General features: G+C 66.3%; 13 protein-coding genes. 10 read left to right on the forward strand and 3 right to left on the reverse strand.

Features of this window, described 5'->3' with window-relative positions:
• Positions 1 to 80 precede the first annotated feature (80 nt).
• Both ilvD and THL1_RS01080 read right to left on the reverse strand, forming a co-directional pair.
• Positions 81 to 1,919, reverse strand: a complete 1,839-nt coding sequence (ilvD, locus tag THL1_RS01075; protein ID WP_069081545.1) for a dihydroxy-acid dehydratase — start codon at positions 1,917 to 1,919, stop codon at positions 81 to 83.
• 240 nt (positions 1,920 to 2,159) lie between these two features.
• Positions 2,160 to 3,185, reverse strand: a complete 1,026-nt coding sequence (locus THL1_RS01080; RefSeq protein ID WP_069081546.1) for an Ldh family oxidoreductase — start codon at positions 3,183 to 3,185, stop codon at positions 2,160 to 2,162.
• Positions 3,186 to 3,298: 113 nt separating this feature from the next.
• Here THL1_RS01080 and THL1_RS01085 point away from each other — a divergent pair, with 113 nt between their 5' ends.
• The 6 genes from THL1_RS01085 (at position 3,299) to THL1_RS01110 (ending at position 8,566) form a co-directional block, all read left to right on the forward strand.
• Positions 3,299 to 4,174 (forward strand): MurR/RpiR family transcriptional regulator, encoded by an 876-nt coding sequence (locus THL1_RS01085; protein WP_069081547.1) that lies wholly within the window; start codon positions 3,299 to 3,301, stop codon positions 4,172 to 4,174.
• Between the two features lie 26 nt (positions 4,175 to 4,200).
• Entirely contained in the window at positions 4,201 to 4,959 is a 759-nt protein-coding gene (locus THL1_RS01090) for an ABC transporter substrate-binding protein (RefSeq protein ID WP_069081548.1), read from the forward strand.
• Between the two features lie 53 nt (positions 4,960 to 5,012).
• Positions 5,013 to 5,732, forward strand: coding sequence for an ABC transporter permease (locus THL1_RS01095; protein ID WP_069081549.1), 720 nt, complete (start codon positions 5,013 to 5,015; stop codon positions 5,730 to 5,732).
• Positions 5,729 to 6,433 carry an ABC transporter permease gene (locus THL1_RS01100; RefSeq protein ID WP_069081550.1) on the forward strand — a complete coding sequence of 235 codons (705 nt, stop codon included), beginning with the start codon at positions 5,729 to 5,731 and terminating at the stop codon, positions 6,431 to 6,433. The genes THL1_RS01095 and THL1_RS01100 overlap by 4 nt, the downstream gene beginning before the upstream one ends.
• Positions 6,434 to 6,482: 49 nt before the next feature.
• Positions 6,483 to 7,724 (forward strand): NAD(P)/FAD-dependent oxidoreductase, encoded by a 1,242-nt coding sequence (locus THL1_RS01105; protein WP_069081551.1) that lies wholly within the window; start codon positions 6,483 to 6,485, stop codon positions 7,722 to 7,724.
• 62 nt (positions 7,725 to 7,786) lie between these two features.
• A complete protein-coding gene (locus THL1_RS01110) occupies positions 7,787 to 8,566 on the forward strand; it encodes an amino acid ABC transporter ATP-binding protein (RefSeq protein WP_069081552.1) in 780 nt (259 codons plus the stop codon).
• 206 nt (positions 8,567 to 8,772) lie between these two features.
• On the opposite strand, the gene THL1_RS01115 is transcribed toward THL1_RS01110, so the two are convergent.
• Positions 8,773 to 9,969, reverse strand: a complete 1,197-nt coding sequence (locus THL1_RS01115; protein ID WP_069081553.1) for a class I SAM-dependent rRNA methyltransferase — start codon at positions 9,967 to 9,969, stop codon at positions 8,773 to 8,775.
• Between the two features lie 232 nt (positions 9,970 to 10,201).
• On the opposite strand from THL1_RS01115, the gene THL1_RS01120 reads away from it, so the two are divergent.
• The 4 genes from THL1_RS01120 to THL1_RS01135 all read left to right on the forward strand — a co-directional run bounded on the left by THL1_RS01120 (position 10,202) and on the right by THL1_RS01135 (position 14,382).
• Positions 10,202 to 11,014 (forward strand): HDOD domain-containing protein, encoded by an 813-nt coding sequence (locus THL1_RS01120; protein ID WP_162493743.1) that lies wholly within the window; start codon positions 10,202 to 10,204, stop codon positions 11,012 to 11,014.
• 14 nt (positions 11,015 to 11,028) lie between these two features.
• Positions 11,029 to 11,841, forward strand: a complete 813-nt coding sequence (mutM, locus tag THL1_RS01125) for a bifunctional DNA-formamidopyrimidine glycosylase/DNA-(apurinic or apyrimidinic site) lyase (protein WP_069081555.1) — start codon at positions 11,029 to 11,031, stop codon at positions 11,839 to 11,841.
• A 240-nt stretch (positions 11,842 to 12,081) separates the two neighbouring features.
• Positions 12,082 to 12,420: a multidrug transporter gene (locus THL1_RS01130; RefSeq protein ID WP_069081556.1), complete on the forward strand. Its 339-nt coding sequence runs from the start codon at positions 12,082 to 12,084 to the stop codon at positions 12,418 to 12,420.
• Positions 12,421 to 12,549: 129 nt separating this feature from the next.
• A complete protein-coding gene (locus THL1_RS01135) occupies positions 12,550 to 14,382 on the forward strand; it encodes a Na/Pi cotransporter family protein (RefSeq protein WP_069081557.1) in 1,833 nt (610 codons plus the stop codon).
• Positions 14,383 to 14,418: the final 36 nt, after the last annotated feature.

A 14,418-nucleotide genomic window follows, 5' to 3' on the forward strand; every position in this document is an offset into this window, starting at 1 on the left:
GCGCAGTCCTTTCGCCAATGAATTCGCTTCCACAAAAGGAAAGCCCGGCGCAGGGCCGGGCTTCTGGACTGCCGGGACTATCAGTGGTCGAGCATCGCCTTGTTGCGCACCGCGCCCTTGTCGGCGCTGGTGGCCAGCAGGGCGTAGGCCTTCAGGGCGGTGGTCACCTTGCGCGCGCGCGGGGCGGCGGGTTTCCAGCCCTTCTTGTCCTGGGCGTGACGGCGGTGCGACAGCTCTTCATCGCTGACCAGTAGCTGGATGGTGCGATTGTGGATGTCGATGTGGATCCTGTCGCCGTCTTCCACCAGGCCGATGGCGCCGCCGGCGGCGGCTTCCGGCGAAGCATGGCCGATGGACAGGCCCGAGGTGCCGCCGGAGAAACGGCCGTCGGTGAGCAGGGCGCACTGTTTGCCCAGTCCCTTGGACTTCAGGTAGCTGGTCGGGTAGAGCATTTCCTGCATGCCCGGGCCACCTTTCGGGCCTTCGTAGCGAATGATCACCACATCGCCGGCCTTGACCTCGTCGGCGAGGATGCCTTTCACGGCGGCGTCCTGGCTCTCGAAGATCTTCGCGGTGCCTTCGAACACGTGGATCGACTCATCCACGCCGGCGGTCTTCACCACGCAGCCGTCCAGGGCGATGTTGCCGTACAGGACAGCCAGGCCGCCTTCCTGGGAGTAGGCGTGCTCGACGCTGCGGATGCAGCCTTCGGCGCGGTCGTCGTCCAGGGTGTCCCAGCGTGTGGACTGGCTGAATGCAACCTGGGTGGGGATGCCGGCCGGGCCTGCCTTGAAGAAGGTGTGGACGGCTTCATCCCGGGTCTGGGTGATGTCCCACCGGGCGATGGCGTCGGCCATGCTCGGGCTGTGCACGGTGGCCACGTCGGTGTGCAGCAGGCCGCCACGGGCCAGCTCGCCGAGGATGCTGAAGATGCCACCGGCGCGGTGCACGTCTTCCATGTGGTACTTCTGGATGTTCGGCGCCACCTTGCACAGCTGCGGCACCTTGCGCGACAGGCGATCGATGTCGCGCAGGTCGAAATCGATCTCCGCTTCCTGGGCCGCGGCCAGCAGGTGCAGGATGGTGTTGGTGGAACCGCCCATGGCGATGTCCAGGGTCATGGCGTTCTCGAACGCCTTGAAGTTGGCGATGTTGCGCGGCAGCACGCTGTCATCGCCTTCGCCGTAGTAACGCTGGCAGAGCTCGACGGCCAGGCGGCCGGCGCGCAGGAACAGTTGCTCGCGGTCGGCGTGGGTGGCCAGTGTGGAACCGTTGCCCGGCAGCGACAGGCCGAGGGCCTCGGTCAGGCAGTTCATCGAGTTGGCGGTGAACATGCCGGAGCAGGAACCGCAGGTGGGGCAGGCGCTGCGCTCGTACTCGGCGACCTTCTCGTCGGAGCAGGATTCATCGGCGGCGGCGACCATGGCATCGACCAGGTCCAGGCCGTGGCTGGCCAGCTTGGTCTTGCCGGCTTCCATCGGGCCGCCGGAAACGAAGACCACCGGGATGTTCAGGCGCAGGGCGGCCATCAGCATGCCGGGGGTGATCTTGTCGCAGTTGGAGATGCAGACGATGGCGTCGGCGCAGTGGGCGTTGACCATGTATTCCACGGAGTCGGCGATGATCTCGCGGCTCGGCAGGGAATAGAGCATGCCGTCGTGGCCCATGGCGATGCCGTCGTCGACGGCGATGGTGTTGAATTCCTTCGCCACGCCGCCGTGCTTCTCGATCTCGCGGGCCACCAGTTGCCCCAGGTCCTTCAGGTGCACGTGACCGGGCACGAACTGGGTGAAGGAGTTGGCGATGGCGATGATCGGTTTCTTGAAGTCTTCGTCCTTCATCCCGGTGGCGCGCCAGAGGGCGCGGGCGCCGGCCATGTTGCGGCCGTGGGTGGAGGTTTTCGAGCGATAGTCGGGCATGGGGGTTCCTGCGGCTAATACGGTTGCGAGTCCTGCACGACTCGCTGGTAGGAGTCTTGTGCGTATGGAGCCCGGGGCGCGTGCAGGCGCGCTGATGGATGCGCCTGCCGCGTTGCCGGGGTAGCGGGGTCTCCGCGTGCCCGGCAGGGGGCTCGTTCGGCCTGCCGAAGGGTAACTGGCGAGGGATGCCCGATTCTAACCCCGGCCGCTCGGCACTGGAAAGGCGCGGGCGCCCGCCGCTCAGCGGCTGGCGAGGGTGCGCAGGCGTTCCAGCTCGCTGGCCCTGAGGGCGATCCCTTCACTCTCGGCGCGTTCGCGCTGGCGATAACGCCGGTCTCCGGGCTGGCGTTCCTGGCCGGCTTCCACCATGCGCGTGATCAGGGCTTCGCAACGTTCGGCAAAGGGACGAGTGGCGCCGCGGTCGGGGTTGATGAGAATCAGCAACTGGCCGGTCCAGGGTGTTTGCGCACCGGGGTGGCCGGACCAGTCGAACTCGAAGGAGAAGTGGCCGCCGGTCAGCGCCGCAGCCAGCAGCTCCACCATCATCGACAGCGCCGAGCCCTTGTAGCCGCCAAAGGAGAGCAGGGCGCCGCCCTCGAGGACGGCCTTGGGGTCGCGGGTGGGCTGGCCCTGGGCATCCACGCCGTAGCCCTCCGGCAGGGTATGGCCCTCGCGCGCGGCGATCTGCACGTCGCCGTGGGCGATGGCGCTGGTGGCCAGGTCGAACACCAGTGGCTGGCCGTTGCTGCGTGGCGCGGCGAAGGCGATGGGGTTGGTGCCGAACAGTGCGCGGTGGCCGCCGTGGGGCACCACGCAGGTCATGCTGTTGACGAAGCTGAGGGCCACCAGGCCTTCGCGGGCGAAGGGCTCGACGTCGGGCCAGAGCGCGGCGAAGTGGTGGGAGTTGCGGATCGCCAGCAGCGCCATGCCGCTCGTCCGCACCTTCTCCATTACCAGGCTGCGGGCCGCTTCCAGGGCCGGCTGGGCGAAGCCGCCAGCGGCGTCCACGCGCACGAAGGAGGGGCCGACATCTTCCACCACGGGTTCGGCCTGGCCATTGACCCAGCCGCTGGCAAGCGATGACAGGTAGCCGGGGATGCGGAACACCCCGTGGCTGTCCGAGCCGTCGCGCTGGGCCGAGGCGCAGTTCTCGGCGAGGATGACGGCGGTCTTCGCCGAGGTGCCATGACGCTCGAAGATGCGCGCAAGCAAATCGCGCAGCTCGGTGAAGGACAGGTGGACCGTGTCGCTGGAGGCGTTCTGCATGGCGGTGCTCTTGTGGGTGGTCAGTGGTCTCGCATCATAAGAATTGCAAGTTATCTGTCAAATGTTGACTTGATGACAGAAAACAATCATTTTTCTCGCAACCGGAGGTCCTCATGAATCAGTCCCTGAAAGAACGCCTGGAAGTCAGTCTGTCCGCCCGCACCGCGTCGTCGCGGGCGATCGCCAACTACATGCTGGCCAACCTGCAGGACCTGCCGTTCGAGACCTCCGCCGCCGTCGCCGAGAAGCTCGGCATCAGTGAATCTACGGTTGGCCGTTTTTGCCGTGCCCTCGGCTACGCCCATTTCAAGGCGCTGAAGGCCGACCTCAAGGACGACCTGGGTGACAGCCCCTGGCTGATCGGCGACCGCCTGAAGGAGTTCCGCCAGCAGGACGTGGCAGGCGAGGACGCCCTGTCGGTCGGCCTGCAGCGCGAGATGGCCGCCCTGGTGCGGGTCTACGAGCACAGCCGCACGCCCCAGTGGCGCACCGTGTGCGAGCGTCTGGCGAGCATTCCGCGTGTCTATGCGGCCGGCTTCCAGACCGAACGCGGCATCTCCCTGTCCTTCGTCCACCTGCTGCAGTACCTGCGCGATGGCGTGCACCTGGTGGACGGCGCCTCCGGCTACTTCGGCGACGTGCTGCTGTCCGCTCCGGGCCAGGCGGCGCTGGTGGTCTTCGAGGCGCGGCGCTATTCGCGCCATGCCCTGACCCTCTGCCGCCATGCGCGCGAGGCGGGCATCCCGGTGACCCTGGTCACCGACGATTACTGCGACTGGGCCGAGCAGAACGCGGACGAGGTCTTCCGCGTGCCGACGGACCTCAACCTGTTCTGGGAGTCCACCGGCCCCATGCTCAGCCTGGTCAACCTGTTGCTCAACGACGTGTTCAAGTGCCTCGGCCCCGATGTCGAACAGCGCCTGGAGTCCGTCGCCGCCCTGCACAACGAGTTTGTTGGCTACACCTCCTCACCCGGTTCACCCCGCTAGAACAACCCTAATAAGAGGCAGCACCGATGAAACGACTCACCCGTCTGGCACTGGCATCCCTGGCTCTCTGCGGCGTCGTCGCGACCGCCCAGGCCGAAACCCTGCGCATCGCCACCGAGGGCGCCTATCCGCCCTTCAACTACGTGGATTCGAACAACCAGCTGCACGGCTTCGACGTCGACATCGCCAATGCCCTGTGCGCGAAGATGCAGGTGGAGTGCCAGCTGGTGGCCCAGGACTGGGACGGCATCATCCCGGCGCTGCTGGCGAAGAAGTACGACGCGGTGGTCGCTTCCATGGTGATTACCGAGGAGCGCCAGAAGAAGGTGTCCTTCACCGACCGCTACTACCGCACCAAGCTGGCGGTGGCCGTGGCCAGGGGGTCAGAGCTGAAGGACACCCAACCGGAAAGCCTCAAGGGCCGGGTGGTCGGTGCCCAGTCCTCCACCACTCAGGGCATGTACGCCGAGGACATCTACGGTGCCGCCGGGGCCGAGGTGAAGCTCTACCCGTCCCAGGACGAAGCCAACGCCGATCTCAACACCGGCCGTCTCGATGCACTGGTCCACGACAAGTTCCCGCTGCTCGACTGGCTGGCCAAGGACGGTAAGGACTGCTGCACCCTGCTCGGTGACATCCAGGGCACCGACGACGAGGTCGCCATCGCCGTGCGCCAGGAAGACAACGCCCTGCGCGAGCGCCTGAACAAGGCCCTGGCCGAGATCATCAAGGACGGCACCTACCAGCAGATCGCCAGCCGCTACTTCCCCTTCGACATCTACTGATCGATCGCCGCGTGCCCGGCGTCCGCCGGGCACCCCGATGCGAGGCCTGAATCATGTTCGAGCAGTTGGCTCTTCTTTCCCTGGGCGAGGGCGGCTGGGGCATGGCCCTGTTGGCCGGCGCCCTGGTCACCCTGTCCCTGGCGCTGGCCTGCCTGCCGCTGGGGTTGTCGCTGGGCCTGGTGGTGGCGCTCGGCGCCCGTTCCCGGCATGGCACCCGCCGCGCCCTGGCTTCGGCCTTCGCCACCGTGTTCCGTGGCCTGCCGGAGCTGCTGACGTTGCTGATCGTCTACTACGGTTGCCAGATCGGCGTGCAGAAGCTGCTGGCGCATTTCGGCCACACCACCGAAGTCACCATCAACGCCTTCCTCGCCGCGATGGTCGCCTTCAGCCTGGTTTTCGCCGCCTTCTCCAGCCAGGTCTGGCTGGGCGCCTTCAAGGTGATCGGCAAGGGGCAGTACGAGGCAGCCCAGGTGCTTGGCCTGTCGCGCGCCACGGCTTTCTTCAAGGTGATCCTGCCGCAGCTGACCCGGGTCGCGTTGCCGGGCCTGTCGAACAACTGGCTGAGCCTGCTCAAGGACACCTCGCTGGTGTCCACCATCTCCCTGGTGGACGTGATGCGCCAGACCAACCTGGCGGTCAGCGCGACCAAGGAACCGATGCTGTTCTATGGCTGCGCCTGCCTGATCTACCTGTTCTTCTCCGCCCTTTCCGGCCGTGTCTTCAGCTATGCCGAGAAGCGCTACAGCCTCGGCTACCGGAGTCAGCGCGCATGAGCGAGTTCCTGCATTTCTTCGTCGATCCCGAGCTGTTCGAGCGCTACGGCCTGCGCCTGCTCGACGGCCTGCTGGTGACCGCCAAACTGGTGGCCATCTCCTTCAGTCTCGGCCTGCTGCTGGGCCTGCTACTGGCACTGGCACGCAACTCCGGCAACCGCCTGTTGCGCGGCTTCAGTGGGGGCTACATCTACCTGTTCCGCGGTTCGCCGTTGCTGGCGCAGCTGTTCCTGCTCTACTACGGCGTCGGTTCCTTCCGCGAGTTCTGGCAGGACGTCGGCCTCTGGTGGTTCTTCCGCGATGCCTGGTACTGCGCGTTGCTGGCCTTCACCCTGAACACGGCCGCCTACCAGGCGGAGATCTTCCGTGGCAGCCTGCTGGCCATCGCTCCCGGCCAGTACGAAGCCGCCTCGGCGCTGGGCCTGTCGCGCACCACGACCTTCTTCAAGGTGGTGTTGCCGCAGTCGCTGCTGGTGGCCATCGCGCCGCTGGGCAACGAGCTGATCCTGATGATCAAGGCCAGCGCCATCGCCTCCCTGGTGACCATCCACGACCTGATGGGCGTGGCCAAGGCCGGTTTCTCCCGCACCTTCGACTTCCAGCTCTACCTCTGGGCGGCGGTCCTCTACCTGGTGCTGGTGGAGCTTATCCGTCGTGGCCTGCTGCTGGCCGAGGGGCGCCTGGGTCGTCACCTGCACTAGATCACCCCCAATCCAAGCACCGTCAGAGTGCCTTTCGAAGGATCCTTCCATGGACTGCGACATCCTTGTCCTGGGCGCCGGCATCGTCGGCGTCTCCACTGCCCTTCACCTCCAGGCGCGCGGCCGTGACGTGTGCCTGGTGGACCGTGCCGAGCCGGGCTCCGGCACCAGCCACGGCAACGCCGGCCTGATCGAGCGTTCCAGCGTGGTGCCCTACGCCTTCCCGCGGAATTTCGCGGCGCTGCTGCGCTACGGCCTGAACCAGCAGCCGGACGTACGCTACAGCCCGAGCTACCTGCCCAAGCTCGCGCCCTGGCTGGCGTCCTACTGGCACCATTCCGCGGCCCGCCGACTGGAAGAGGCCTCGCGCGCCATGCTGCCGCTGGTGGAGCGCTGCGTGGAGGAGCACGACCAACTGGTGGCGGAGGCTGGTCTTGGCCACCTGATCCGCGCGCAGGGCTGGTTGGACGTCTACCGCAGTCGCGCGGCCCTTGATCAGGCGGCTGCCGAGGCCCGTGCGCTCGACCGCTTCGGCCTGCGTTTCGATGTGATGGACGGCGCCACCCTGCGCCAGCGCGAGCCGCACCTGGGTTCGGTCGCCGCCGGTGGCATCCACTGGCATGACCCGAAGACGGTGCTTGACCCCGGCGCCCTGGTGCGCGGCTACGCCGAACTCTTCGTGCGGCGTGGCGGCCGCGTGCTGCAGGGCGATGCCGCGACCCTGCGTCAGCAGGCCGGTGGCTGGAGCGTGTGCGCCGCTGGCCGTGAACTGCAGGCTCGCGAGGCGGTGGTGGCGCTGGGGCCGCAATCGGGCGCGCTGTTCCGTGACCTGGGCTACCGCATCCCGCTGGCGCTCAAGCGCGGCTACCACATGCACTACGCGGCAGCCGAAGGCGCCGAGCTCTGCCACTCGGTCTGCGACGCCCAGAGCGGCTACGTGCTGGCGCCCATGGCGCGCGGCATCCGCCTGACCACCGGCATCGAGTTCGCCCACCCGGACGATCCGGCCAACGAGATCCAGCTGCGCCGTGCCGAACGCCTGGCCCGCGAGCTGTTCCCCCTCGGACGTCGCCTGGACGCCGAACCCTGGCTGGGCCGCCGTCCCTGCCTGCCGGACATGCGCCCGGTGATCGGCGCTGCGCCGCAGCATCCGGGCCTCTGGTTCAACTTCGGTCATGCCCACCACGGCCTGACCCTGGGGCCGGTCAGCGGCCGCCTGCTGGCGGAGCTGATGACCGGCGCCCAACCCTTCACCGACCCGACTCCCTACAGCGCCCAGCGTTTCCGCTGAACGCCTCGGGGAACACCGACTTGCCGATACGCAACAAAGAGGACAACAAGATGTTATCGAGCATGAAAGCCACACCCAGCCAATCGCCCCACCTCAGTGCCGTGCCGCCAGCCCCGGCGGTGGTGCTCGAGGGCCTGGAAAAGCAGTACGGGGACTTCTCCGTGCTCAAGGGCATCGACCTGGTGGTGCGGCCGGGCGAGCGCATCGTCCTCTGCGGGCCGTCGGGCTCCGGCAAGTCGACCCTGATCCGCTGCATCAATCGCCTGGAGGGCGCCAGCGGCGGACGCATCAAGGTCAACGGCTGCGACCTGATGGCCGATCCACGCCGGGGTGCGGAGGTGCTGCGCGACGTCGGCATGGTGTTCCAGCACTTCAACCTGTTCCCGCACATGAGCGTGCTGGACAACTGCATCCTGGCACCGATGTCGGTGCGCGGCCTGTCCCGCGCCCAGGCCGAGGAGCGGGCCCGCGAGTACTTGCGCAAGGTGGGCATCGAGAGCCATGCGCACAAGTACCCGAGCCAACTCTCCGGTGGCCAGCAGCAGCGCGTGGCCATCGCCCGCGCGCTGTGCATGGAGCCGAAGATCATGCTGTTCGACGAGCCAACCTCGGCGCTGGACCCGGAGATGGTCGGCGAGGTGCTGGACGTGATGGTGAAGCTGGCCGGCAGCGGCATGACCATGCTCTGCGTGACCCACGAGATGGGATTCGCACGGCAGGTGGCGGAACGGGTGCTGTTCCTCGAGGGCGGACGGATCGTCGAAGACAGCCCGCCGGAAACCTTCTTCAGCGCGCCGAAAAGCGAGCGGGCCAGGGCTTTCCTCGCGCAGATCCTGCATTGATCTGTGGGAGCGAATTCATTCGCGAATGAATTCGCATACGGGACCCGACGCCCAAGAATGGGCTTCAGCCAAGGGTGGACCACGCTTCACCGGTCCACCATTCGAGGCTCGGCATAGCGTCGCTGGTGGGTGGAAAAGCGCCATCCATCCTACGAGAGCTGCGGCGTTGACCTGGAGTCTCTCGCAGAGGCCCGGCGAACCTGCCGTCAGGCGTTGGGCAGCAGGCGGCAGGTCAGGCTCTTGATGTAGCGGGTCTCGGCAATGGCCGGATGCACCGGGTGGTCCGGGCCCTGGCCGCCGCGCTCCAGCAGCTGGATGTTGCGGTCCAAGTGGCGGGCGCTGCCGAGCAGGATGTTTTGCAGGTCGTCTTCCGGCAGGTGCATGGAGCAGGAGGCGCTGACCAGGATGCCGTCCTTGTTCAACAGGCGCATGGCCTGCTCGTTGAGGCGGCGGTAGGCGGCCTCACCGTTCTTCAGGTCCTTCTTGCGCTTGATGAAGGCCGGCGGGTCGGCGACGACCACGTCGAAGCGCTCTTCGGCGGCTTTCAGCTCCTTCAGGGCCTCGAACACGTCACCTTCGACGCAGGTGACCTGCTCGGCAACGCCGTTGAGGGTAGCATTGCGCTCCACGCCGTCGAGGGCGAAGCCGGATGCGTCGACGCAGAACACCTCGGTCGCGCCGAAGGCCGCAGCCTGCACGCCCCAGCCACCGATGTAGCTGAACAGGTCGAGTACGCGCTTGCCCTTCACATAGGGCGCCAGGCGCGCGCGGTTCATGCGGTGGTCGTAGAACCAGCCGGTCTTCTGCCCTTCCATCACCGGGGCTTCGAACTTCACGCCGTTCTCTTCCAGGGCGACCCACTCGGGCACTACGCCGAAGGCGGTGTCCACGTAACGCTCCAGGCCTTCGGCCTCGCGGGCGCTGGAGTCGTTCTTCCAGAGCACGCCGCGCGGTTTCAGCACCTGTACCAGGGCGTCGAGCACGGCGTCCTTGTTGCGCTCCATGGCGGCGGAGGCGAGCTGCACCACCAAGTGATCGCCGAAGCGATCCACCACCAGGCCTGGCAGCAGGTCGGAGTCACCGTAGACCAGGCGGTAGAAGGGCTTGTCGAAGAGACGCTCGCGCAAACTCAGGGCGACATTGATGCGATGCACCAGGAGGGACTTGTCGAGGGTGTGCTTGGTGTCACGGGACACCAGGCGGGCGCAGATCAGGTTGTTCGGAGAGAGCGCGACCACGCCCAGCGGCTTGCCGCCGGCCGCTTCGAGAATGGCCTGATCGCCCGGCTGGAAGAGGTTCAGCGGGGTGGCGACCACGTCCACCTCGTTGCTGTAGACCCACAGGTGGCCGGCGCGCAGGCGTCGATCGGCGTTGGCTTTGAGGCGCAGGCTGGGCAGGGACATGTGTCACTCTCCGGAAAAAAGGCGGGGATTATACCCTAGCCGGCACCCACTCCGGGGGCCGCCCGGCGGCGCTTGCGGCGACTTGGCACGGTGGTTGGAAAATCGCTGGAAATCCTGCGCAACTGGCGGATGCAACCGGGTAGACTGTCGCCTCGGTCAGACTTTTCCCTTATTTCCCATGGCTCAAGAACTTTCCGCAGATCAGATTCGTCAGGTCCTGCAAGGCATCAGTGTGCCGCCGCAACCGCAAATCATGGTCGACCTGCAAATGGAGCAGGTCATGCCGTCCCCGGACCTCAAGTCCATCGCTCGCCTCATCAGCCAGGACCCGGGCCTGTCGGGCGCGCTGTTGAAAATCGTCAATTCGCCTTTCTTCGGCCTGACCAATCGCATTGCCTCGATCCAGCAGGCGGTCAACCTGCTGGGCTGCAATACCGTGATCAACCTGATCAACGCGCAGTCGATCAAGGGTGAGATGAGCGATGAAACCATCGTCACCCTGAACCGCTTCTGGGACACCGCCCAGGACGTGGCCATGACCTGCCTGACCCTGGCCAAGCGCATCGGCTACCAGTCCGCCGACGAGGCCTATGCCCTGGGGCTGTTCCACAATTGCGGCATCCCGTTGATGCTCAAGCGCTTCCCGGACTACATGATGGTGCTGGAAGAGGCCTACGCCAGCGCCGGGCCCGAGCGTCGCGTGGTCGACACCGAGAACCGCCTGCTGAACACCAACCACGCCGTGGTCGGTTACTTCACCGCACGCTCCTGGCGCCTGCCGGAGCATCTGTGCGAGGCCATCGCCAACCATCACAACGCCCTGTCCATCTTTACCGACGATTCCGGCCGCGATGCCCAGCTCAAGACGCTGCTGGCGATCCTCAAGATGGCCGAGCATGTCTGCGCCTCGCATCTGGTACTGGGCAACCAGGCCGAAGACTACGAGTGGCAGAGCATTCGTAGCCAGGTGCTGGACTATGTGGGCCTCTCGGAGTACGACTTCGAGAACCTCAAGGAAAGCATTCGCGAGCTTGGCGTGAGCTGAGTACCGAGATACCGATGCCCGAATTGCCTGAAGTCGAAACCACCCGCCGCGGCATCGCGCCCTTCCTCGAAGGCCAACGCGTCAGCCGGGTGATCGTGCGTGAACGGCGCCTGCGCTGGCCAATCCCCGAGGACCTGGATGTGCGCCTGTCCGGCCAGCGCATCCTGCATGTGGAGCGCCGGGCCAAGTACCTGCTGCTGGGGGCCGAGGCCGGCACCCTGATCAGCCACCTCGGCATGTCCGGTAGCCTGCGTCTGGTGGAAGCTGACCTGGCCGCGGCCAAGCACGAGCATGTGGATATCGAGCTGGAGTCGGGACTGGCCCTGCGCTACACCGACCCGCGCCGCTTCGGCGCGCTGCTCTGGAGCGATGACCCGCTGAATCACGAGCTGCTGCGCCACCTGGGCCCGGAGCCGCTGACCGACCTGTTCGACGGTGAGCGCCTGTTCCAGTTGTCCCGTGGGCGCAGCATGGCGGTCAAGCCGTTCATCATGGATAACGCCGTGGTGGTGGGCGTCGGCAACATCTACGCCAGCGAGGCGCTGTTCGCCGCTGGCATCGATCCGCGCCGCGAGGCGGGTTCGATCTCGCGGGCGCGCTACCTGGCCCTGGCCATGGAGATCAAGCGCATCCTCGCCCAGGCCATCGAATGCGGCGGCACCACCCTGCGCGACTTCGTCGGTGGCGACGGCAAGCCGGGCTACTTCCAGCAGGAACTGTTCGTCTACGGCCGTGGCGGGGAGTTCTGCAAGCACTGCGGCTCGACCTTGCGGGAGGTCCGCCTGGGCCAGCGCGCCAGCGTCTATTGTCCGCGCTGCCAGCGCTGATCTCGTGCCGGGCCGCCAGGCTCGGCGCCTGTGCCCCTTTCACCCCATAACGACAAGAAAGAAGACCTGTTCCATGGGCGGGCGATGGGCAGGCCGACCTGCGCCAGTTGCTGGCCTTCTACCGGCCCTGCGTGCCGAAAAAACCGACTACGCTTTCAATGGCGATTGAAGGCCGTCACGCCGCCAATCCACCCCGCGCTGATATAGTTTTCGCACATTCATAGCTGAAGGATCGCTCGCATGAACCTGTTTCGCACAACCGCTGCTGTCCTGGCGCTGACCACTGGCCTGCTGGCGCTGCCGGCCCACGCGGAAGTGGTGCAGGAGAATGCCAGCGGCGACCCCATGTACACCGCTGACGCCCCCAGCGGCTACCGCATGGCCGGGGATATCATCATTGCCCGGCCGCTGCTGCTGGGCGCCACCATTATCGGTACTGGCCTGTTCATCATCAGCTTGCCGTTCTCCGCCCTGGGCGGGAATGTCGGTGAGGCTGCCCAGGAACTGGTGGTCGTGCCCGCCAAGGAAACCTTCGTGCGCTGCCTGGGCTGCACCATCAGTGGCTACAAGCACGACTGAGTCCTTCCTCCGGTTCCAGCGCGACGGCCCCTATTCGGGGCCGTCGGCGTTTCCGGGCACCGTGCGGGTTGCCGGGCGGCCATCGCTTCGGGTATTAGCTGGACCTTCCCTGGTGAAGGAATACCGCCTGTGAAGCCTTACACCCGCATCGTCCTGCTCGTCCTGGCCGCCGTCGGGCTGGCTTGCAGTTTCTGGTTCAGTGCCGGCTGGCTGGAGTTGTGCGCGGGCCTCGCGCTCTTCCTGTTCGGCATGCAGTGCCTGGAGGAGGGGTTGCGCCAGCTGGCCGGCGGCAAGCTGGAAGAGTTGCTGGCACGCAGTACCGCCACGTCGTTCAAGGGCCTGATGTTTGGTATCTGCGGCACGCTGTTGTTGCAGTCCAGCACCCTGGTGTCGCTGCTCACCATCGCGTTCATCAGCGCCGGACTGATCCAGCTGGCCGGTGGCATCGCCATCCTGTTTGGTGCCAACCTGGGCGCCACCAGCGGCATCTGGCTGCTGGCTATGGCAGGGCAGAACCTCAGCCTGAGCCCGCTGGCCCTGCCGCTGCTGGTGTTCGGGGTGCTTGGCGGGTTCCTTGGCGAAAGGAGCAAGGCGGCGGGGCGCATCGTCCTTGGCATCGCCTTCATCTTCTTCGGCATCGATCAGATCAAGGAAGGCTTCTCCAGCTTCGGTGATGGTCTCGATCTCACCGCGTATCAGGCTGACGGGCTGGCTGGCAGCCTGCTGTTCGCCCTGATCGGCCTGCTGGTGACGGTGGTGCTGCAGTCCAGCCACGCGACCCTGATGCTGACCCTCGCGGCCCTGGCCGGCGGCCAGCTGGACCTGGCCCAGGGCTTCGCCATCGCCATCGGCTCCAACGTCGGCAGCAGCGTCACCACCGCCTTTGTCGGTTCGCTTGGCGGCAATCGCAGCGGCCAGCGTCTGGCTTTGGCCCATGTGCTGTTCAACGTGGTCACCTGCACCCTGGCGTTCATCCTGCTCGAGCCGTTGAGCTGGCTGGTGGACCGGATCGCTGCACTCACCGGCCTGGGCGAGAACCCACTGATCCAGCTGGCGATGTTCCACAGCCTGATCAACGCCATGGGCGTGCTGTTGTTCTGGCCGTTGCAGTCGCATCTCGCCCAGTGGCTGGTGCGGTGGTTGCCGGAGCGCGAGGAGCCTCAGGTGCTGATCACCGAACTGGTGGCCGGGCCTGAGGTTCCGCCGCGTACCCAGGCGCGCTACCTCAACGAGCGTGCCCTGGATTCGGTGGACGCCGCCGCCAGCGCGGTGGTGCGTGAGTTGCGCCACCTCGGCCGCCTGAGCCTGGAGGTGATCTGTCACGCGCTCTACCTGCCGGTGGACCAACTCGCCAGGGCCCAGGCCGACGAGCGTCTGCTGCGGGCGCGGCCGGAGCGTCATCAGCTGGATGCCGAGGCGCTATACCAGCGGCATATCAAGGGCGTGTATGGCGATTTGCTCAGCTTCATGGGGCGCCTGGACCTGCCGCTGGATGAGGCCCACCAGCAATTCTGGGTCAGCAGCCAATTGGCTGCGCTGCAACTGGTGGACGCGGTGAAGGATGCCAAGCACCTGCAGAAGAATCTCGGTCGCTTCCTGGACCAGGACCCGTCGCCGATCCGCGACGCCTACGTGGACTTGCGCCGCCATCTGCTGTCGATGCTCCACGAGCTGCGTGAGCTGGGCCGCTCCGACCTGCCGGAAGAGCCCTGGAACGAGCGCCTGAGCGGGTTGGACGGGAAAGCCGCGGCCTTCGATAGCGCCTTCCGCTCGCGCCTGTTCAATGCCGTGCGCAGCGGCGACCTGGACGGCCTTCAGACCAGTTCGCTGATGAACGACCTGGGCTACGCCAGCCGCATTTTCCAGAGCCTGCGCAACGTCCTGATGCTGGGCGAAGGGCAGTTGCTGTTCCGCGAATTGCGGCGGCTGGAGCAGGACGACGAATCGCTGATCGTCCTTTAGCGAGAGAAGAGATCTCCCGTAGGGTGCGCTGTGTGT

Origin of the sequence: Pseudomonas sp. TCU-HL1 (assembly GCF_001708505.1) — a bacterium.
In the GTDB taxonomy this organism is placed as follows: Bacteria; Pseudomonadota; Gammaproteobacteria; order Pseudomonadales; family Pseudomonadaceae; genus Metapseudomonas.